Source organism: Algoriphagus winogradskyi (genome assembly GCF_900182815.1).
Classification (GTDB): domain Bacteria; phylum Bacteroidota; class Bacteroidia; order Cytophagales; family Cyclobacteriaceae; genus Algoriphagus; species Algoriphagus winogradskyi.
The window spans coordinates 553,710-574,711 of record NZ_FXUA01000001.1; the positions used below are offsets into that span (position 1 = coordinate 553,710).

The following is a 21,002-nucleotide window of genomic DNA, read 5'->3' on the forward strand; positions in this document are numbered from 1 at the left end:
ATGTTACGTGTTCTCTACTCCTGCCACTACCATTTTTATAGTATTGTAATCGTATTTTCCTTCAAAATGAATTCTTAGAGCTTGTAGATTTTTGATATTCTCGATTTGCGAACTGATCTCGGAGATCACCTCCATCGGTAAACAGTCTTCTAACTCAACTCTTCCTTCTTGAATTCCTTTTGCCAAATGCCCCTTGATGGTCGATTCCGCTAATCCTCGAGCCACCACGATATCTCCAATGCTCTTACCTTCATTGATCATCGCAAAAGTTATCTCGTAAGTCTCTCCCACTTTCCGCTTCAGATTTTTCTTGCCGGTCTTTTTCCTACCTGTTTTATTACTGGCAAATTTTGGATTATCCGCAGCTGCTTGCTTCGCTGCTTCAGCCAATCGAAGTCGGAGATTGATTTTATCTTGCTCCAAATCACTCATTTTTTCGGGAATACCACCATCCATGATTGAGGAGATCAAACGACTCACCTTGCTGATCTCACCGTACTTTCTCAACAAACTAACTTCCAATTCTTCCAAGGAATTGGCATAGGTCTTTGTTCTGGAAAATCGCTCCACTTCAGCTCGATGAATAAGTATTTTCTCAAGTGCTGTTTTCAAAAAACCCTTGAAATAGGAAGCTCCCTTGTCCAATCTCTCCATTAATTTCTCTTTGTCATTCTGCTGCAAGAGAAAACGTAATTGATTGCTGAATTTTCCAGCCGTCGCCACTTCATTTCGAATCAATGTGGCGATTTCTCCCACAGCTTTTTGCATCTCAGGATCTTCAAACTCCAATGAGCTATCATTCTTTCGCTGGAAGCTGTTTATTTCTTGAAGCAAACCAGCCAAATCAAAGGTTTCTCCAGACAATATAGAAAGGTATCGCTGCTGATATGCTCCCAAAAGTTCATCCAGTTTCGCGTTCTTTTTGGCAGTCTCCACAAACGACTGTACCTGAGAGTCTGACTGTAAGGCATTATTTTGGATTCTTGTTCGCAAGATTAATCCTTCCAAACTTCTCAGTCTACTAAGAGCGACGTACACCTGTCCAGGTGCAAAGGCATTACCAACATCAATAATCGCCTGATCAAAGGTCAACCCTTGGCTTTTATGAACTGTCACAGCCCAAGCAGTTTTAATTGGATATTGACTAAATGTGCCAATCACTTCCTCCTCCAATTCTTTAGTATCTGGATTGATTACGTATTTCTTATTTTCCCAGATTTCCTTCCGCAATTGGTACAAAATGCGTTTTCCTTCCAGCATCACTTTGATGGAATCTTCTTCCAATTCCTCCACAGTTGCAAGCTTTCCATTGAAGTAATCTTGATTTCCCGATGAATCATTTTTGATAAACATCACCTGGGCTCCTACCCTTAATTCGAGGGATTTGGGAAGGGGATAGATATTTTCAGGAAAATCATTTTCAATTTCTGCTTCATAGAACTTTGACTCACCTTTCAGTGCCATCAACCGATCCCGATTAATCTGGTCAGCTTTATAATTGTGTGTTGTAATTGTAATGCAGTCCTTTACTTCGGCGATTTCTTCCTGCGTCTTATAGTGCTTGTTCAGAAGTGCTATATCTTCAGAAGTCACCATATTCTCCCTGAGGTGATTCAAAATTTGAATAAAGTCCTCGTCTTGCTGTCGGAAAATTTTATCCAACTCTAAATAGACCAAACCTGAGTCTTGCAAAACCCTAGCTTCGAAGAAATGCATACTTGGGTAAAACTTACTGAGCACTTGCCATTCATTATCTCTAACTATCGGCGGCAACTGAAATAGATCCCCAATCATCAATAGCTGAACACCTCCAAAAGGTGTATTAAAATTCCTTTTGACACTCCGAAGTCTATAATCTATAGCGTCCAGCACATCTGCCCGCAACATACTCACCTCATCAATGACCAATAGCTCAATAGATTTTAGCACATTTTTCCGTAGCGCATTTAGCGGATGTTTTCGAACCAGGGTATGTTGAGTAAAACACCCATACTGATCAGAAAAATTGCCCTCGGGCTCATTCACCGGGAGAAAAAAACCAAGTGGAAAAAGGAATTGCGAATGGATGGTAACTCCGCCTGCATTTAGTGCTGCAATTCCTGTAGGAGCTACGATTACGTGGTTTTTATGTGTTTGTAAAGCTAGGTTTTTCAGAAAGGTCGTCTTCCCCGTTCCTGCCTTCCCAGTCAAAAAAATCGGTGCTCCGGTATTGTTGACAAATTTCGCAGCCAGCTCAAGTTTGTCAGTACTTTGATTTCCCATTAGACGAAACTACTATTTTTAAAAATGAATCGATTGGAGAATGAAGTCAAAAACTTCATTTAACTAATTTCGATTTTTTATTTGCAATCCGCAAAAAGCTTAAACGCAACATACAATATAGAAAACAACTTATTTAGTACAGATCAATAATTGTCTTCTAGGTAAGCTCCTAAAACAGAGAAAAGGATTAACTCTCTGAATCTATCCACATATCCGCTGCGCAATTGATTACCCAATTCGCCCGAAGCCAACACATAAAAAATCTTAAAAAAAGAAGGGGAAACGTGCAAAAGGCATCAATTGTCTGATGGCACACCTTTCGTTTCTTATTAGTCAACCGCAACCTAACACTAAACCCAACTAATCATGAATACCCAATATCATTTCCCAATTAGTAGTTCAACAGCAGCAAACTGTACCGTCAAAACAATTAGCGATGAAGTAGTAGGAAGTATCAAGGACATCATGCTGGACACCGAAACTGGTGAAATCGCTTATGTAGTCCTTGCGGTAGATACCGGATTTCTAAATCTTGGCAACAAACTCTTAGCTCTTCCTTGGGGGGCATTTGATTTTCACAGTCACCAACGTGGTGTCATTCTGGTAAAGATCAACAAAGAAAAGCTTGAGAATGCTCCAGGTTTTGACAAAGACGACTGGCCTATAGGTCCGCAGCATCAATTCATCAACGACGTTCATACATATTATGGTTTTGACAGAAGAAGAGCGTTAATTGAATAGGCGTGGCGCTCTGAATCTGTTTGGCTCTCCAATCTTGGGGAGCCTTTTTTGGTACCTTAATACCAGAGGGATCAGCATTAAATGAGTTTCATCAATATGGAAAATTTGACCATAACACCTAATCTCCCTCAACAATTGAAAGACTTGGCAATTCCATTGAATTCTGATCACTAATCCTATCTCCTTTTCCCACCATCAGGCGGATCTTGTTCCTTCATCAGGATTTGCATCAGGTCACCTGGTACTATTTCCAGCATTCCTTCTCTTAGAGATTCCCAAATTAGATTGAAAGTACCTCGATACACATTTCGTTCTGTCTGAAAAGTCGCTGTTTTATAATTCTTATTTTCTGGAAGGTTATTGCTTGAGGTAAGAACATTTGCTACAATAGACATCAATTTCTTCTTTTGTGCATTGTCATCTCTTAGCTCAAGTTTGAGATCATCGTACTGGAACTTCATGAAATTAGAAGAGGAGAACCGTGTCGCATCCATTGTGATTTCTAGCTTTTGCATGCTACCTGAAGTAATATTGACAGAAACCAAGTCGCCTAGAATCCCATTAAGTGATGGCAGTGAAAAAGGATCCACACTAGCTTCCAAATGAAAATTCTCTTTGGTACTATCGCTTGTATAAGGAACTTTGACATCCATGCGCATCGGTGCAAAACCGTTCAATACAGCTTCACCATGAATAAGTAGCTCGCCAGACTGTAGAGAATCCAAAGAAACTGCATGGGATATTTTTGCCGAAAGTTGCTCAAAAATCAGGCTCCCAGGTTCAGATTTCCCCTCTGAAATCTGGGAGTAGGTGATTTTTGAATTCATCACCTTAATGGTATCTATCTCTAAAGGAAAGGGAATTTGCTCCACCATTCCTTCAAACATAGGTTTTTCTGGTTCAAAAGGCCGCGGCTTATTTTTATTCCTGACATCGTGCAAATGCAGGCTATCTATTGTCAGCAATCCAGCCACTACAGCCCAGTTGCCATAGATATTACTTTTTGCATTTATTTGTTCAATTCGTATGTGTTTAACATCTACTTCAATGAAATCCTTTTGAACCTTTGCATTTTTGGCTACTTCAATATTGGTATCCTTATATTTCAGCTGAAGGTCAAAAAAATCAAATTTTTCCTGTTTAGAATCATAAGCCAAAGAACCTAGGGTGAAAGTTTGATCTTGATTGATGTTTACTAGCAGGTTTTTCATGCTGGTCTTTATACTTTCCAATTTGAATGGAATGGCATAATTCACCCGAACAGAATCTGTCTCAAGATTTACCGCAGCTATTTCAAAACCTTCAAAACTCCCAAACTTCCTGACGGAATCGGACTTGGTATAAAACTCCCCTGACCCATCTGTAAGCACTACATTGTGGATAATACCTCGTGACACCAAATCACCAAAAAGGCCTTGAAATTCTTTAGACATATCTGCAGGTTTTGACGCAATAGAATCATTCCTGACAAATATGAAATTTGGTGAATCAAATCGCAGTTCATCTATTTCTGCTACTTTTCCAAAAATAAACCCAAACATATTCACCCCATCTAGACTTAGGGATTTCATCGTGCCGGTGATAGTAACTGACTTTTCCTCTTCCACTGGTAAAATCGAAATGCCATGCAGCCCTATTTTACCTCTAAATAACTGAAAATCAACATCCTCAAAAAGAATGGTATAGGCTCGATCTTCTTTACCATTAATAATTTCAGGTAATTTCTGAACGACCCATTTTTCCAGGATAACAATTGCGACTATGGCTAAGAAAATCAGAATTCCTAAGGCCAAAATAATTTTTTTCAAGGGGAGATTTGTAAACTAGCGTAAGGATAAACCTATCAATGGATAATTTCAAAAAGATACAAATAAATAATAACTAAATCATATTGCATTCTTAGATCAAGGTATCCACATCAAAGCCTTATCCAACCATATAAATAAAAAGAGAAAACAACGGAATGATTTTAATTCTTTCGAAGCATCAAAAATCATTAACTTCCACTTTGATTCGCTTACTTTTCTTGAAACAAATTAATTTTAGATAGTTAAAAAGTGAGAACGAGCAATTCAATCCAACATGAAAAAAACATCTTTTGTATTAGTAGTTTTTTTACTGGGGCTACACTTCAGTTTATTTGCTCAAGAAAAATATCCGGAATTCAAGGTTCTCACCTATAATATTTACCATGGCGAAAAACCTGATTCTCTAGGCAAGCCCAACCTAGACGATATCGCCAATCTGGTAATTTTACTTCAACCTGAGGTGGTAGCCTTCCAAGAGGTGGACAGTATGACGACTCGTTCCGAAGAAATCTACGGTAAGAAAATTGACTGGATAGCCGAACTTGGAAAGAAGACAGGCTACAGGAGCTACTTCGCAAAAGCAATGGATTTTGCAGAAGGTGCCTATGGCGAAGGTATTTTAATCAAAAAAGCGTTGAATTACACCACCCTACAGCTACCTACACCTGTAGAAGGAGAAGCTAGAGCTGCGGCATGGGCAAAAATTGAATTGAGAGACAGAAAAGAACTTTATTTTGGGGCCACCCACCTATGCCATCAATTCCCAGAGAACCGCCTTGCGCAATTGGATTCTATGATTAGCTATGCAGATTCACTTCCCAATCCAGCATTTTGGGTAGGTGATTTAAACTTTGATCCTGCCTCAGAGGAATATAAAAGTATTCCTGAAAAATGGAGTGATGCCGGAATGGTAGCAAATGACACAACACCAACGTTCAATTCAGAGGAAGGAAAAAGAATTGACTACGTATGGTATGATTCAGAATATTTTGAGCTTGTGAATTACCAGGTAATTGACGCTACATTCTCTGATCATTATCCCGTTTTAGTTACCCTTCGATTAATAAAACCCTATAAAGAATGAAAAAAACAGCCCTCTTTCTGGTCCTGACTTTATCTATTGGATTTTTTTCCTTTCAGCTCTTGACAACTAATACTAAAGATCCTGATTGGCAATCACTTTTCAATGGAAAAGATATGAAGGATTGGATTGTGAAAATCCGTACTCATGAACTGAATGACAATTTCGCAAACACATTTAGAGTAGAAGATGGCTTGATGAAAGTCAGATATGACGGTTATGATCAGTTTGATCAGCAGTATGGTCATATTTTTTACAAAAAGCCATTTTCCAATTACCTGCTTCAAGTGGAGTATAGATTTGTAGGTGAGCAAGCAAATGGTGGTGAAGGATGGGCGACTAGAAATAGTGGTGCAATGCTTCATTGCCAAGACCCTAAGACAATGCTGAAAGATCAAGACTTCCCGATTTCAATAGAAGCACAATTTCTGGGCGGAAATGGAAAGGACAAAAGGAGTACCTGTAATCTATGTACTCCGGGAACTAACGTAGTTATGGATGACAAACTTATTACTTCACATTGTGTCAATTCTACGTCTGAAACTTATCATGGAGATCAGTGGGTCACTGCAAACTTTATTGTACTAGGAAATGGTGACGTACATCATCTGGTAGGAAAAGACACCGTTTTGAGCTATACTAAATCTCAGATGGGCGGAGGTAATGTAAACCCAGTCGATCCAAAAGTAAAAGTAGATGGTCAAATGCTAACTGGAGGGTGGATTTCATTACAAAGTGAAAGTCATCCAATTGATTTTAGAACAGTTCGAATTATTGATCTAGACCCTATCAAAGACGATCAGGCTAAATTAAAGGCTTTGGTCTCTGAAAAACTTAACGATTAAAAGTCAAGATTGGAATCGAGACTTTTACGAAAAAAAACAAAGGCCGCTAATCATAATGACTAGCGGCCTTTGTTTTGATAACCGGAAGTAATAAACCTCCGATACGTTAGTTAAACTCTTACTCCGGTATTACCTCCTCCTGATAAGGTGATATTTACAGGGGCATTTGTTTTCCAGTTTCCACCTGTAAAGTCGGGCACATCAATGGAATTGGACCTGTTTGCAACAGACCACTCACTTAGAGGAGATATACTACTCCAAAGTGCTGCATCATAGACATCTTGATCTAAAGGAAGGCCATTTCTCAGGCAGTCAATCAATCTCCAGTCCATCATAAAGTCCATACCTCCGTGGCCCCCTACTTTTTTTGCCAACTCCCCTACTTTTTGGATAATCTCAGGGGTGTATTTGGTTTCCAAATCTTTGAATTCCTCCTCTTTCAACCAGCCATGACCTTTAGCTACTCTTGGTTGAGGATACTTTTGAGCGTAGCCCTCTGTCCCGCTCACCACATGAAGTCGTGAATAAGGACGCGGTGAAGAGACATCATGCTGAATCATAATCGTCTTTCCATGCTTAGTTTTTACCATGGTTGTATTCATATTTCCACGGAATTTTTTCTCAGCATAGGAAGCAAAGAAATTATCCTGTTCAGCCAATTTCACAGCCTCAGCATGCATAGAGAAATCATTGGAAGATGTTGAGGTCAAAAAGTCCATTTGATCTCCTCTATTGATATCCAATATTTGGCAAATTGGACCAAGACCATGAGTAGCATACAGATTACCATTACGGTAATTCTCTTTCAGCCTCCACATGTCCTGATAACCACCATCTTTTTTGAAATTCAATGAAAGTAAATCATGAATGTATGCTCCTTCCACATGAAGAACCTCTCCAAAATATCCCTCACGCTTCATTTTCAAAGTCATCAACTCAAAGAAATCATAGCAGCAATTTTCCAACTGCATGCAATGTTTTTTAGTCCGCTCAGAAGTCTCCACCAATTGCCAACATTCTTCTAACGTGCGTGCAATAGGCACTTCACAGGCTGCATGCTTGCCAGCTTCCATGGCATACACAGACATAGGAGTATGCCATTCCCATGGAGTAGCGATATAGATCAAATCCAGATCATCTCGATCCATCATTTCTTTCCAGGAATAGGCATTCCCAGAGTAACCATCAGGCTTATGCGGAGTTTCTTTTAATTGAGCTTTTGCTTTTTCAACTCGCTCAGGCAGCAAATCACAAAGCGCTTTGATTTCTACATTTTCTATTTTACTCAATCGATCAACAGCACCAGGCCCTCTCATTCCAAGTCCCACTATTCCGATGCGAACTGTATCAATTTTAGGAGCAGCAAAACCACTCATATTGAAAGATTGAATGCGATTAACACCTTGCTTAGCTTGTAAAGGAGGATTCTCAAATTCATTGGCGAGGGTAGATCCCGCCCCGAAAAGCCCCAAACCTACCAAGCCGGTTGATTTCAGAAACTCTCTTCTCTGGTTATTTTTCATCTTATTATTATTAATTATAATGGTCATCCCATAAAGAATCCAGAGGAATCTCACAATTTCAAAAACAGGCAATTTGGCGTGATTTTGAAATGCTCAATTTCAGGATGCGTTTTTTTATTGACTTGGCTAATTAATAAAAAAATTAAGGAAGTATGGGCACCTTACAAATAAAAAAAACCGAAAGCCAGTGGCTTTCGGTTATCTCCAATTATAATTTGGGACTATTAAATCAAATTTTCTTAGCAAGGATTACATTCCAGAAATTAGATAATAGACAAAAAACTAGGGGCGATTATTCACTTTTCAACAACTTTTAAACGAAGGACTGTTTGGATTCTTCGATGCAAAAGTAAATGTTAACTACCTGGTAAAAAATGACATAAATCAAAAAACTAACGGCTTTAAGGCTGCAAAATTTAAGATCAAAAGGACATTACTGATAATAAAAGTTATATTGAAAGAAGAAAATTGGTTTTTACAAGACTCCAGCAATTCTAATTATTAGCTAGGTTTCAAATTATTCATTTCAAAAAATGAAGTTTTTCAGATTCCTTCTTCCCTGCCTTCTGATACTTTTGGGTATATATACTGCTAGTGCTCAGGATATCTCTACCGCAAATAAAAACGATACAATTACTCTTGCACAAGCATATATGAACTTGTATCTGGTAGAAATTTATTTTGACACCATTCCTGAGGAACGTTTAAAAAAGATTATTGCATATGAAAATGACCAAATCAAGGCTATAACAAACAGCACTTTTATTAGAGCAAATTCTTCCCTTTATAATTTCACAAATGCACTTTTTTATCAAAATCAAACAAAGCTTCTGCACCGTAGCAGTGATGAAGTAAGTCGTGGCTTATTACGTAGATTGAAAAGTTTACTTGATCGAGGAATTAATTATTACAACTCTGCCAAAATTGAAGATTTCCAAACATTCGATAAAAAAGAAAATAGCCTTTTTGAATTGATCAAATTTGATCAGGAATCAAACCTGCTTTTGAAATCAGAAATCAGAAGCTTGAAAAATGAATTAAACACCTTGTTTAACGAGGATCTTTATCCTGACTTTCAGCGCATTTTTCTAGCTGCAAAAAATAAAAACCAGTTCCATATTGATTCTCTAGAATTCTATGCTGGCATCTATTCTATGCCACTTAGTAGGGAAATCATAACTAATAAGCCTGATTTTCAACCATTTTCTTTTGGGGATCCTAATTTTATTAACCCGGATTATACACCTGCTTCAAGATTGGATTTGTTATCAAGGTATGTTCAACTAAAATATGTAGTATCTAAAAGAACTCGAGTTGGGCGGAATTTCAATAAAAGACTTTTATATGATCAATTCTATGATTTCAAAAGTAGCGTCACAAGTGAACGGGATAAATTTATTAAAGAAGAATTGAACCCTAAAGTCCTCGAAGCCCTTTATCGGGAGCTATGCAATAAGTTCCCTTTGGATAAGGACAACTTAGGTGAGGAATTAAGTAACGGTGGTTCTGCGATGGTGCAAATGCCTTCTAACAGTTTACAATACTATTTTTTCCCTAACCCAGCTCCACTTGCATCTGCAAATTTCATAAAAGCAGACTTTAAGCCATCCTTATCTACTCTTGGCCAGGTAGATTCATTTCTCAGAAAAGATCTAGTAGAGGCAGGATACAAAAATCAGCTCCATTACTATTATGATATGGATGGCTTTGCATTGACCACCAGTTTGGAAAAATTCCGCATCGATGGTTCTTCAGTACCAACAGAACAGCGATTTACTCAGAATCTAGGCGGTGATGGAAAGTTCACCTACTTCGAGATTTTTAAGTCCATGTTTTTTAAGGTAGAGTCTGAGTTTAGGATGTTTGCATTTATCGTCGCATCAAACCCTGCCACAATGAGCAATGTTGCTATGACGCCTGGGGTTTCACAGCAATTGTTAAAAAACAGTTATGACACCCTCCCAGATGACCTGAAAAAGACAAGTCTGCCAAATAAAGTTCTCTCGATATTTGTTTATCATTTTCACCAAAATGATATAGGAGAAGTGCCTGAACTTGATCTTAGCGGAAAGCTTACTGTGCAAGATCATCTAAAAACTGCAGGACTATTAAATATTGTTCAGTGAAAGTTATTCTATCGGAAGTCTTTTTGAAATATATTCTTTAAAAGGGAATTTTTCACGAATAGTAATTCCATTTTCTAAAACAATATCAACTCGAATTGTATCACAAACACCCCAGCCCAAATAGCCAATTGAAAAAGAAGAAGTCTGATCTCTAGAAGTCCGAATACTATCATAAAATCCTTTACAAAAATTGTATCTAACTTCCTTTATTTCATTTTTCCTAAATGACGGAAGCTCAAGCCAAAATGTGAAATTATAATTTTTCTTGCCTCCAGAAAAGGTGTTAGAGGGACTAACGGATGCTCTTATTTCCACCAAACTGTCTATTGGAGCAACTCTTTCCATTTCTAATAAACCTTTCAAGTCATCTTCACTTAGATTTTCATATTGATCTCCCTTACCTTCAAGCAATAGTCTAATTAATTCGTCAGAGTAATTCTTTTCTATAGTCACTGCTTTTCCCGCTTCTAAAGCATCATTTGCACTTTTTTGAGCTTTAAATGCGATTAAAATAAAAAGCCCAGCGATCACTACAAACACTCCAACTGCAACTTTCAAAAACATTGACTTCTTACTCTTCACCAAGTCATCATACTTCTGCTTGGCCTCCCTCTGCTTTTCCTTCTTGAGCGCATCTCGACTTTTCTCTATCCAATTAAGCTCCTCTTCACTTAGCTTTAACTTTTTCAAAGATGGCTCGATATAGATAAGCTGCTTCTCAGTGAAATATTCCCTTGCTTCTTCATTTACTCCGACCTGACTTCTAATCAAGCGTTTAACTTCCAGGAGCGAAGTTTCCTCAACACTTCTCCGTTCTGCGATTGGCTTGGCTAGGGAATCATGGGAAATCTCAAACGTATCTGTATTCTCATTGTAGCGAAGGAGTCGGCTATTGGAAAAAACCTCTACCACGTCATTGACCATTTTTTGGTCTAAGTCCGGTAATCGGTCAAACAATTCATCTTTAGTGATAGGGTCTTTTGTACCTTCCAATGTGGCAAATGGAGAGAGTATTTTCCAGATTATAGAAGAATTCAAGGTCGGGTAGTTTCCGTTCAATTCTTTTGAAATATCAGCTACCTGTTCCTCTAGAAAATTGCTCAAGATATCACCGATCCTACCCATTTCATTCACTTTTTCAGAAGTGAATTCAGCCGGTTTTTCTCTCCTTTTGTCTCCAGTTATATTCAGGTATAGCTTATCCAAAAATACCTGCAAAAATGGCAATTGTATGGTCAGGGATTTTTTGTCGCCTTTGATTTTGTGAAAAATAGCTTCAGCAACTGCATCTTCTTCTCCTTCCTTGATAGATATATTTGATCCTTCATATGCCGTAGCTCCAATAATCACTTGCTTGACCTTGTCCAAATTCATTGGTTCCACACGCAATTTCTTGCGAAACAGCTGAGGAATAGCCCGCTCAAAATCAAACAAATACCCCAAATACTCCTCTCGAATAGAGAATATCAACTTTACAGGTTGACCTGATTTGAGAATACCTTGTATTGTTTCTAATAATATCTGCTGCTCGGTAAGAGAGCCAAGGATGAAAAGCTCCTCAAACTGATCAAAGATCAAATACACAGGTCTGAAGTTCTTTTGATAAACTGCCCGAATTGATTTACTGATTGGAGTAAGTTGCTGATTCGAATTATCCGCATCTATTTCCCATTCGTCTAGATAGTTTGATTCATCAAAATCCAAATTCACCTTTCCTCCAGCCTTTTCCAAAGCTGATTTCAAAGATTTATTGATATCAGATCCGCGTCGGATCTTCAGATCCAGCCAATCATGAGGCTGAAACTTGCCAGCCAAGCCACAATTGATCAAACTCGTTTTGCCTGTTCCAGACGCTCCATACACAAGAACTGTTGCCGATTGAAAAACCATCTCGTACAAAGCTTTGATCTCCTCATCCCTTCCAAAAAACACATTTCTATCTTCTCTTTGATAGGAGTCAAGAAATTTGAAAGGATACTTTTTCATGGGGATTCCAAGTTTGTGGGTTATAAAAAATTAAAATGAGTCTTCAGCAAATTCTTCTTCTACACCTGTCAAGGCTTTTTTAGCTTCGAAAAACAAACTGTAAACCTTATCAAGGTTCATATCTATCCTATTTCCCTTTTTGGAAAGCCAGGAATTAAGCACATTCAAACTAGAGTCGCTAGGTCTTGGATTATCTGACTTACTGATGACTTCCTTGCTATTATCCTCGATAAAACTATAGTTGAGACTTAGATCATCATACGTATTTGCATGAGAATAAAAGCAGATTTTTGAACCACCTTCTAACTTCAATCCATTCAAATCAATGATAAAAGGATCGAGATTTATATTATTCCGATAATTATCCTTAAAAATAATCACGGCATGAGAAATCACCGGAGATGACTCTCTTCGCACATTACTTTGACTCTCATTATTTGCCAGACTCTCTCCTATCAGCAAGGTATAATTGTGCAGATATAACCCTTCCTGATCATTTCTCTGCTGATTAAAATCTATCTCATTAATAGAGATCATTCTGTATTCTGACAAGAAACTTAGCCTCTCCAATACCACCGCCAGATTTTCTTCTGTTTCCCTACAATCTTCAAGGGTGTAAGAGGCATTTTTTAAAAGCTGCGATGACTCATTTAGTTTTTGGCAAGCGTTCCATATATCTCCGCCTTCCTGAAGGCCAGGAAGCAAGTCTAGTGATTCGGAAATGAGAAAATCCAATTTATTGTCAGTATATATTTCCAGCAAATGACTTAGCAGTTCTACAAATGCAAGGATATCTTCTTCAGCAGCATTTCTGAAAAACTTGACTAGGGCATTCTTCTGGGATGTAGAAAACTCAATTTTACCGGCTAACTGATGATCCCATAAGCTCGAAATCAGAGCATAGCAAATAAGTTGTAAGCCTCGCTTAGCCGTAATCTGGCAGTTCTCCAAATACCTCATCATTTTGCTATCAGAATAATCCTCTGCGCCAATAGACATTAACTTTCGGATTTGGCTGCCTATCACCCCAACATATCCGCTTATAATAATTCTCTTAGCTGTTTTTACCAAATCCGCATTTGCTGCCCAGTCCGCATTTGCGGATAAAAAATCACCAGCTTTCCGATTATGAGTACTAATAGCTTCTAGTAGACTTTTAGTCAGAACCTCATTAAATCTATTCTCTTCCTCTCCCGCCTCCTTTTTAGAGGAGGAATGACTAGCATTTTCAACTTCCTTGGCAGGTGAGCCAGATTCGTATTCCTGCAAAATCATGTCCAGCTGACTTCTGTATTTATTAACGAGATTGTCGATTGATGTGTATTCAGTGTGAAAATGGCCCAGCTCTCCTAATTTCTTTTTGAAATCTAAAAGGGTATTAATTTCGTCTGTGATAGCGCCCACATTAATGGAAGCATTTTTAAAATAGGTCCAAATCCTAGGTTTACCTTGTGCTTTGAAAATTTCGTATGCAGTGTAAAATTCTTCGGCAGTGTATTTTCCAACCTTGGTATAGAAAAGACATAAAACTAAATCACTCTGGCGAATAGCTTCATTGTATTCATCTTGTAGCCGAGTACTCGAAATGGAATCTTTGAAAAACTCCCATTGCTCTAACTTTAGGTAAATTCCTTTGGTGTGTAAACGATCATTTTCTCGGGAAATAAAAGTTCTAAACTCTTCCCGGTCCTCTTTCAATTCTGACGAAGAGGCAATAAAAATTCGAATCGTTTTCATAGGTTAAATAATTAGTACCGTATAACCTTAAAGAGCTCTCCTCACAACTAAACCAACATTTATTCTTTAATGCTGAGTTTAATATAGATAAAATTTTGCTTTTGGCAGGCTTATTTTATGGATTACATCCATTAGACTTCAATTCTCTAAAAAATACTTTTGCATCACCTGCTCAGCCATTTTGCCCTGAGGGCTAAAGTCAGGCTCGCGATGTTTCCCTTCAGGATACCACTTCCAAAAAAACACCCCAGCCATCCAGGATTCTTTCCATGCGGTTTCAAAAAATGCTTCATAGCAAAGCGCCTGCATTTCCTCTGAGAGTTCGGTTTCCCTGCGTTCATTTGGCCAAACCCAAGGCTCTTTTGCTGCATCCACAGTATTGCAATAGCCAATCTCCGTGAACATAACAGTTTTTTGGTATTTCCGAACCACTTTATCAATCCTTCCAATACTCTTTTTCCAACCTGATTTTAGGTCTGATAAATCAGGATCTGCTTTGGTGGAAAGTGGAAAATAGGCCTGAATCCCTATGTAATCCAGCGCATCCCAAAATTTGACCTGCTCAAATTCAGTGAAATTGGCAGCATAAATAAGCTTACCAGAATAGACTTTGCGAATTTCAGCAATTACTTTTCTCCAGTCTGCTTCCCGCTCCGAAGTCATTTCCAATTCTGTCCCAACGCACAGCATAGGGATTTGGTGTTCCTCTGCCATCACCGCATAATCAAGAATGAAACCTGTGTAGTTTGCAAACCATTCCTCCCAATCCGCCTCATTTTGCATGGCTATTTCTCCAGGCCAGCTTCCCCTTACCCAAAGATGGGGCTTGAGCATATTCATAATACCATGACGAGCTGAAGAATCAAAAGTCGCTTTGATTCCTTGAGATGATTCACCCCACCATTTATTCTTATTGTGTGTATCCCAGCGGATTTCAGGCTTATTCTTTTCAGTTTGCCATCCGAATGGAGTTTGCGAAAGCGCATCTGCACCAGTCGTCTTCAATGCTTCTAATTCTGGGCCTTGGAGTGGCGACCTACTTCCTACCCAGCATACCCCTTTCCATTTTTCAAGCGCTATTACACTAGTATTTTCAGGTAAAAACCACCAACTCAACCCTAACAGCAGAACGACTCCTACTGAACTAAAAAGATATGTTCTTTGGGTCGAAAGGTTCATTTTGCCAGCATGGTTTGGATTACGATTTCTTCCTGCAGGGTTTTATGAACAGGACATTTGTTGGAAATCTCCAAAAGTCGCTGCCTTTGCACTGAATCCAATTCTCCTTCGATTTCTATTATTCGGGTAAACTGACTGACTTTAGCGGAAGATTCCTCAGGATTTTCACTATCCGCCAAGTGTACTTTCTCATGGTTGAGAAAAACAGAAACTTGTTCCAAAGGCCACTTTTTTCGCTCAGCATACATTTTCAATGTCATAGCGGTACAACTTCCCAACGATGCCATGAGAAGGTCATATGGATTTGGCCCCAAATCTGCCCCACCTACATCTGTTGGCTCATCAGCAATCAAATGATGGTTTGGCGTCATCACCTCAGTCGTATATTTCTCACCGGAAAGACGTACGAAAACCTGATTTCCTCGCGTATCATTCGGTTCTTTTTCTTCTTCAACTATCACATATCGCTGACTCCAGCTTCCAATCACCTCGGCGATATATTCGGAATCCTTTGGATTGGAAATCAAATGGTCAGCGCCATCCAAAGAAATAAAACTCTTCGGGTGTAAAGCCGCATTATAGATTTCAGCGGCATTGGATACCTCTACTATTTCATCCTGCGGAGAGTGCATCACCAACAGGGATTTCCGAAGCTTTTTCAGAAAGGTATCTAAAGGCTTTTGTTCCAAATCATCCAAAAAACTCTTCGATATCGTAAACGGCCTACCACCTATATTCACTTTTGCCTTTCCGTTTTTCTCGATTTCAGCAACACTCTCGGAAAAAAGATTTTGAACATGCCCAGGATATGCCGGCGCGCCGATGGTGACCACAGCTTTGACTTCTGGCATCTCAGCAGCCGCATACAATACTGCAGCCCCACCAAGTGAATGACCAATCAACATCTTCGGAGATTTGTATTCCTCAGCCAAAAAATTGGTTGCATCAATCAGATCACTCACATTTCCGCTGAAACTTGATTCTTCAAATTCTCCCTGACTCATACCCAATCCTGTGAAATCGAAGCTTAGGGTCGCTATCCCATTTTGGGAAAGTGCCGCACAAACACGCGTCACAGCTGAGAAATTCTTCGAACAGGTGAAGCAATGTGCAAAAAGTGCAAAAAAATGAGGTTTCTGATCCGCTGGCAGATATAAATGTGCCGCAAGCTCAAAACCATTTCTGTTTTTAAATTTCAGTCGTTTTGGGTTCATTTTCAGATTATTTATCCAAGGGTTGCACGTTGATATTTTCCAGGTTTATCTCTGAAAGTAGCTCTAATTTTCCAGCTTCATAAAGCTCCTGCATCTTTTCTACAGATACCGATTCATCAGCAGGCTTGAGATTCAGGTAGTTTTGAAAGCGAATTCCACCAACTTCCTGGACAGCGCTCACCTCACGCATTCTTACTCCTCCACCATCTGTGTGATAGCTGTAGGCCATATAATCTATAAGAGAGTCCTCTGTACCTATCCAATACAAAAACTCATCATCAAAGTCCTCTCCCCCACCTTCTTCAGCAAAAGTCACTTTGATCAAGTTATATTTCTCACCGTTGAGCGCTGTTTCTCCTAAAGATTCCTTGAATACCGAAGGATCGTTGAGCCCATATGGGAGAAAAGCGAAATAAGCTACCGAGTTAACGGAGCGGGAATATTTACCAATCCATTCCTCAGAAAGCGTATCTATTTTGATACCATTCACAGTTCTAACAAAACCATCGTTATTCAGGAGATCGACTACATTTCCCGTAGAATCAGCAAATTCTCTGATGTATTCAAATCGATCCGGGGTTTTCAGGATAGTGTAATGAATGTCCCGAAAGTCAAATTCCACTTTTGAATTCCTATAAGACTCTCCCCCATGCGCTTCAATCGCCTTGTCGACGATTTTCTCAGCTTCGGTTTTGGAGTCACATGCGGAGAAAAGAGTCAAACCACACAGGAATAAAAAGAGGTATTGCAATTTCATATTTCTAAAGTTTGTATAAGCCACGACTTAATTATTCAAAAGTTAACTGATAGTCTGAAAATAAATACTCCGCTTGTACTAACTGAGTTTTTCCGTCTTCATCAATCGTATAGTTTTTTTGTTGCTTTGCCAATAGCAAGCCTGTTGCCTCATCATAGGTAACAATTTCTATTAGCCTCTTTTTACCGTTACTATGCAGTTCTAACGCAACAACTTTTTCAGAGATTGGATCTATGTAAATCCAGTTTTCATCTAATCCTGACATAAGAGATATGCGAATTGACTCTACGGAATTGCCGCCTTTCAACGTCTTCCGGCCTTCATAGCTGAGGTTAGTATTCTCATCTAGGAGCGTCCATGGCTGCGCAAAAGCAAAGTAAGCCGCATCTATTTCAGCTCTTTTCGCTTTCAGAAACCCCTCATTCTCAATGGTATTTTCACCCATTTGATAGCTCGTTCTACTTCCGTTGAAATTAACGACATGAAGAATACTGTCCTTTGTCCAGGTCAACTTTGCTTCTAAATAGGGTTTCAGACGAAATTCTACCCACTGCTCAGATTCGCTTTCAACAATTCCAGATTCATCCAGCAAGCGAGTCATTTTTTTAAACTTAATGCTTGAAATATTCTCCCAATTCTTTGAAAGTTGATGGGCTTCGATTGACTTTTCAAGGAGTTTCTGCGCCTGCTTTTCTGGGCTGGGCGTGCAAGAAAAAATGAAGAGAGGTAAGAGAAAAGAGAATAGAGATTTAAAGTTCATTTGGCTAATAGAGATTTGGTAGATGATCTAAAATAGTCCCAGTATATAGCTAGAGCTAGCAATGAGTATTCTAAGAAAAGGAAAATTGGGTTTTCTAGGTAGTTTGGATCGCTATAGGCTTGGTACGAAAATATCACTGCGAAAGTCCAAATTAGGAAGGCTTTTTTATCAGTAAACAAACTCAAGCCAAAAGCTGGAATCAGATACCAAGGATGAACAACGGGTTGCAAAACCAGATAAAACAAATAGATCAACACCCAAAGGTCTATAAGCTGAAAAAGGTTTTGAGGTCTCTTCTTCCAGGAAAAGTATAGAATTCCAACTAAGGTAACCCCACTTAGAATCGGTGTCAGTTCCCCGATGACATTATACCCTTTCATCCAATAGCCAACTTCCCGTAGCAGGTAGTAGATCGAGGCATTGAATTCAAATTTACCCTGGTAAAGCTTCAAGCTTTGGAGAAAATGAACCCAGGAATTATCAATCAAAAGCCAACCAAAACTCGCAATGATAGCAATGGTAGATCCTATCCAAAAAGCAATAGATTTTCTGGTTTTCTCAAAAGAGAAGAATGTAGGAATCAGCATCAAAGGCAGCAACTTCATCCCAATCGAAAGCCCCCAAAATCCTCCTGTAAGTGCTATTATATTTTTACTCAGCGCATAAACCGACGCCAGTAAAAGTAGTAGTACCAAACCTTCAAAATGAAGATTCCCGGTAATTTCCATGATGACCAGTGGATTCAACCAATACAGAATAAGCTTATTTGAGGAACGCTGAAAATGATCAAACAGCTTTAGTAAAAGAAAGAAAACACCTATTTCTCCTAGAATCAGTAAAACTCGCAATAGCAGAATCCCGCCCTTTGTGTCAAGATTTGCACCCCAAGCAGCGACATAGAATATCGCTTGATTCAAAGGCGGATAAACAGAGAAATACTCCGGCGAATTCATCAGCTCAAAAAGCTTCTCCAAATACAGATTTGAGCTATCTGGATTATTTTGAAGCCAATCTTTAGGAGTTTTCAGATAGGGATTTTCACTCATCTTCACCATCTCCCCATCCCATAGAAATCTTGGATAATCATCCGACCACTTGGGAATAGCAAGTAGTAAAGAAAGGCGAATGAGTAATCCTCCTACAAAAACCCATTGCCACTTCAACTGTGTGCTCAAAAAATAAAGAACAAGCATTCCTCCGAAAAGGAAGCTGTAAGTCGAGAATGTCAACCAGAAATTTTCTCTTGGAATATAATAGGCCAAGTAGAAGAATCCTACTGCCAACAAAAGGCAGATCAGAGGAATCAAAAGCCGCTTAGGCGATTTGGTCAAAGCCCTAAGCTTTTGCGAAGCGACTCATCCTGAAGACCATTTTTACGCCAGTAGTCCATCATTTGCACACTTTTTCGCACCGCTGTAGTCACTTCTTCTGTGCCGTCTGATTTGGTTTGGGTTTCTTGCCAAGACATGATTTCGTATGGAAAGGCATCGACGTATTTAATCAGCAATTTTCTTCCAATTTCTTCATAGATCACTTCAATCTCAGCCTGATTGGAGCCAATCTTTCTCTTAGAGATCACGGCGCTTTCAGCATCAAGAGGAAGGTGTGAGAAGCGGTTAAAAATCAAACTAGGAATTAATTTCTTGTGACCTGTAGGAACGAGGTCAGGATTTAATCGGATCAAGTTGAAAATCTCATCCTCAGCCATCGCACTGATGGATAACTCTTGATCCCCTTCGGACTCGAAATAGGAGAACAGATTGGCTTGGTACTTATTGTTTTTCCAGTTGAGCTGAGCAAATGACTGTCCACACCATTCAGTCATTGAAGCTGTGATTTTCGGAGAATTCAGATCATTATAGACAGGTGTAAATACTGACAACATGGTATGGTAAGGATATACTCCCGTTACAAAATCCCGGGTCATATTCAGTTTCATGACTTTCATCGCATCCTTACCAGCAGCTGCGGGATCGTCCAATTTGACCTGCTTGCGCTTCGAAAAGTCCTCCGTCACAAAGATCATCACAGCCTTTCCTTCTCGCACTTCGCCATAGCGCATTTGCTTTAGGTCAAACACATTGATCTCAGCTCTATCCTGATACCAATACGAAGCGAATTGCTTCTCGTCGATGGCTTTTCTGCCTGTGGAATTGCAGGAGAAGAATATCAACAGGATTAGACCGAGGTTGAATAAATTTTTCATATTCATAAAATTACTAAAATCAAATTGAAGCCTTAATAACCAAGTCTTGATACTTATGTCTTGATACTTGTTTCTAAAGCCTTACCAATATCTAAAAATCGTATAAATAATCTTATACCCAGCTCCAATCACTCCTTTCACCGTTCCACTCACTTTCGATACACCTATCCGCTTACGGTAATTCACTGGCACTTCTGTGTAGCGAAGTCCAGCTTTATGCGCTTTGATCTGCATCGCTATAGTCCAACCGAAGTTCTGATCAATCATATTTAAGTCCATTAACTTTGACCAAACAATCGCCCGAAATGGTCCCAAATCAGAGAATTTGGCGCCTTGCATGTATTTCATCATCGTAGTTGCCAGCCAATTTCCAAATACCTGCGGAAAAGTCATCGAGCCAGATTCCCGCTCTCCCATTGCCCTTGATCCTATGACCATCTCAGCTTTGTCATCCAAAATCGGCTGAATCAAATCCAATAACTCTTCAGGATAATCGCTATAATCTCCGTCTAAAAAGACGATAATATCTGGTTGAATATCCTGTTTTTTGATCCAATCCATTGCTGTCAAACAAGCTTTTCCATAGCCTTTCTGAGGCTCGAAAACCACCTTTGCACCAGCAACTTCAGCTACTTTTCCAGTAGAATCTGTTGAGTTATTATTCGCAACTACTATATTCCTCACAATAGCTGGGACGTCTCCAATCACCTTCGGAATGGACTTTTCCTCATTGTATGCGGGGATGATTACATCAATAATTGGAGGATTATGCATCAG

16 protein-coding genes are annotated in these 21,002 nt (G+C 39.1%); 4 read left to right on the forward strand and 12 right to left on the reverse strand.

Annotation, left to right across the window (positions count from 1 at the left end; translation table 11 throughout):
- Positions 1-3: 3 nt before the first annotated feature.
- Positions 4-2,262 (reverse strand): helix-turn-helix domain-containing protein, encoded by a 2,259-nt coding sequence (locus tag QOL76_RS02400; protein WP_283411425.1) that lies wholly within the window; start codon positions 2,260-2,262, stop codon positions 4-6.
- A gap of 366 nt (positions 2,263-2,628) precedes the next feature.
- On the opposite strand from QOL76_RS02400, the gene QOL76_RS02405 reads away from it, so the two are divergent.
- Positions 2,629-3,003, forward strand: coding sequence for a PRC-barrel domain-containing protein (locus QOL76_RS02405; protein WP_283411426.1), 375 nt, complete (start codon positions 2,629-2,631; stop codon positions 3,001-3,003).
- Positions 3,004-3,179: 176 nt separating this feature from the next.
- On the opposite strand, the gene QOL76_RS02410 is transcribed toward QOL76_RS02405, so the two are convergent.
- Positions 3,180-4,811: an AsmA family protein gene (locus tag QOL76_RS02410; RefSeq protein WP_283411427.1), complete on the reverse strand. Its 1,632-nt coding sequence runs from the start codon at positions 4,809-4,811 to the stop codon at positions 3,180-3,182.
- Positions 4,812-5,085: 274 nt separating this feature from the next.
- Here QOL76_RS02410 and QOL76_RS02415 point away from each other — a divergent pair, with 274 nt between their 5' ends.
- Together QOL76_RS02415 and QOL76_RS02420 are read left to right on the forward strand one after the other, a co-directional pair.
- Positions 5,086-5,895 (forward strand): endonuclease/exonuclease/phosphatase family protein, encoded by an 810-nt coding sequence (locus tag QOL76_RS02415; RefSeq protein ID WP_283411428.1) that lies wholly within the window; start codon positions 5,086-5,088, stop codon positions 5,893-5,895.
- Positions 5,892-6,737, forward strand: a complete 846-nt coding sequence (locus QOL76_RS02420; protein ID WP_283411429.1) for a 3-keto-disaccharide hydrolase — start codon at positions 5,892-5,894, stop codon at positions 6,735-6,737. Before QOL76_RS02415 ends, QOL76_RS02420 begins: the two co-directional genes overlap by 4 nt.
- Before the next feature lie 110 nt (positions 6,738-6,847).
- Here the strand turns inward: QOL76_RS02420 and QOL76_RS02425 are convergent, their stop codons facing one another.
- Positions 6,848-8,260: a Gfo/Idh/MocA family protein gene (locus tag QOL76_RS02425; protein ID WP_283411430.1), complete on the reverse strand. Its 1,413-nt coding sequence runs from the start codon at positions 8,258-8,260 to the stop codon at positions 6,848-6,850.
- A 533-nt stretch (positions 8,261-8,793) separates the two neighbouring features.
- On the opposite strand from QOL76_RS02425, the gene QOL76_RS02430 reads away from it, so the two are divergent.
- Positions 8,794-10,386, forward strand: coding sequence for a hypothetical protein (locus QOL76_RS02430; protein WP_283411431.1), 1,593 nt, complete (start codon positions 8,794-8,796; stop codon positions 10,384-10,386).
- Between the two features lie 3 nt (positions 10,387-10,389).
- Here the strand turns inward: QOL76_RS02430 and QOL76_RS02435 are convergent, their stop codons facing one another.
- From QOL76_RS02435 to QOL76_RS02475, 9 genes are all read right to left on the reverse strand, one after another.
- The gene (locus QOL76_RS02435; RefSeq protein WP_283411432.1) at positions 10,390-12,372 is read right to left on the reverse strand and encodes an ATP-binding protein; all 1,983 of its coding nucleotides are present in this window, start codon (positions 12,370-12,372) and stop codon (positions 10,390-10,392) included.
- A 30-nt stretch (positions 12,373-12,402) separates the two neighbouring features.
- Positions 12,403-14,109 carry a hypothetical protein gene (locus QOL76_RS02440; RefSeq protein ID WP_283411433.1) on the reverse strand — a complete coding sequence of 569 codons (1,707 nt, stop codon included), beginning with the start codon at positions 14,107-14,109 and terminating at the stop codon, positions 12,403-12,405.
- A 138-nt stretch (positions 14,110-14,247) separates the two neighbouring features.
- Positions 14,248-15,288, reverse strand: coding sequence for a glycoside hydrolase family 113 (locus QOL76_RS02445; protein ID WP_283411434.1), 1,041 nt, complete (start codon positions 15,286-15,288; stop codon positions 14,248-14,250).
- Positions 15,285-16,502: a bifunctional alpha/beta hydrolase/OsmC family protein gene (locus QOL76_RS02450; protein ID WP_283411435.1), complete on the reverse strand. Its 1,218-nt coding sequence runs from the start codon at positions 16,500-16,502 to the stop codon at positions 15,285-15,287. The genes QOL76_RS02445 and QOL76_RS02450 overlap by 4 nt, the downstream gene beginning before the upstream one ends.
- A gap of 7 nt (positions 16,503-16,509) precedes the next feature.
- On the reverse strand, positions 16,510-17,259 hold the full coding sequence (locus tag QOL76_RS02455; protein WP_283411436.1) for a DUF6503 family protein: 750 nt from the start codon (positions 17,257-17,259) through the stop codon (positions 16,510-16,512).
- A gap of 31 nt (positions 17,260-17,290) precedes the next feature.
- On the reverse strand, positions 17,291-17,860 hold the full coding sequence (locus tag QOL76_RS02460) for a hypothetical protein (protein ID WP_283411437.1): 570 nt from the start codon (positions 17,858-17,860) through the stop codon (positions 17,291-17,293).
- 155 nt (positions 17,861-18,015) lie between these two features.
- Positions 18,016-19,350, reverse strand: a complete 1,335-nt coding sequence (locus tag QOL76_RS02465) for an MptA/MptB family glycosyltransferase (protein ID WP_283411438.1) — start codon at positions 19,348-19,350, stop codon at positions 18,016-18,018.
- The gene (locus tag QOL76_RS02470) at positions 19,347-20,225 is read right to left on the reverse strand and encodes a hypothetical protein (protein ID WP_283411439.1); all 879 of its coding nucleotides are present in this window, start codon (positions 20,223-20,225) and stop codon (positions 19,347-19,349) included. Before QOL76_RS02470 ends, QOL76_RS02465 begins: the two co-directional genes overlap by 4 nt.
- Before the next feature lie 81 nt (positions 20,226-20,306).
- Positions 20,307-20,999: a glycosyltransferase family 2 protein gene (locus QOL76_RS02475; protein WP_283411440.1), complete on the reverse strand. Its 693-nt coding sequence runs from the start codon at positions 20,997-20,999 to the stop codon at positions 20,307-20,309.
- Between the last annotated feature and the right edge of the window lie 3 nt (positions 21,000-21,002).

Excerpts from the sequence above, each read along its gene's own strand:
- QOL76_RS02400 (WP_283411425.1), bottom strand. The coding sequence starts at position 2,262 with ATGGGAAATCAAAGTACTGACAAACTTGAGCTGGCTGCGAAATTTGTC.
- QOL76_RS02405 (WP_283411426.1), top strand. The coding sequence starts at position 2,629 with ATGAATACCCAATATCATTTCCCAATTAGTAGTTCAACAGCAGCAAAC.
- QOL76_RS02415 (WP_283411428.1), top strand. The coding sequence starts at position 5,086 with ATGAAAAAAACATCTTTTGTATTAGTAGTTTTTTTACTGGGGCTACAC.
- QOL76_RS02420 (WP_283411429.1), top strand. The coding sequence starts at position 5,892 with ATGAAAAAAACAGCCCTCTTTCTGGTCCTGACTTTATCTATTGGATTT.
- QOL76_RS02425 (WP_283411430.1), bottom strand. The coding sequence starts at position 8,260 with ATGAAAAATAACCAGAGAAGAGAGTTTCTGAAATCAACCGGCTTGGTA.
- QOL76_RS02430 (WP_283411431.1), top strand. The coding sequence starts at position 8,794 with ATGAAGTTTTTCAGATTCCTTCTTCCCTGCCTTCTGATACTTTTGGGT.
- QOL76_RS02435 (WP_283411432.1), bottom strand. The coding sequence starts at position 12,372 with ATGAAAAAGTATCCTTTCAAATTTCTTGACTCCTATCAAAGAGAAGAT.
- QOL76_RS02440 (WP_283411433.1), bottom strand. The coding sequence starts at position 14,109 with ATGAAAACGATTCGAATTTTTATTGCCTCTTCGTCAGAATTGAAAGAG.
- QOL76_RS02445 (WP_283411434.1), bottom strand. The coding sequence starts at position 15,288 with ATGAACCTTTCGACCCAAAGAACATATCTTTTTAGTTCAGTAGGAGTC.
- QOL76_RS02450 (WP_283411435.1), bottom strand. The coding sequence starts at position 16,502 with ATGAACCCAAAACGACTGAAATTTAAAAACAGAAATGGTTTTGAGCTT.
- QOL76_RS02455 (WP_283411436.1), bottom strand. The coding sequence starts at position 17,259 with ATGAAATTGCAATACCTCTTTTTATTCCTGTGTGGTTTGACTCTTTTC.
- QOL76_RS02460 (WP_283411437.1), bottom strand. The coding sequence starts at position 17,860 with ATGACTCGCTTGCTGGATGAATCTGGAATTGTTGAAAGCGAATCTGAG.
- QOL76_RS02470 (WP_283411439.1), bottom strand. The coding sequence starts at position 20,225 with ATGAAAAATTTATTCAACCTCGGTCTAATCCTGTTGATATTCTTCTCC.
- QOL76_RS02475 (WP_283411440.1), bottom strand. The coding sequence starts at position 20,999 with ATGCATAATCCTCCAATTATTGATGTAATCATCCCCGCATACAATGAG.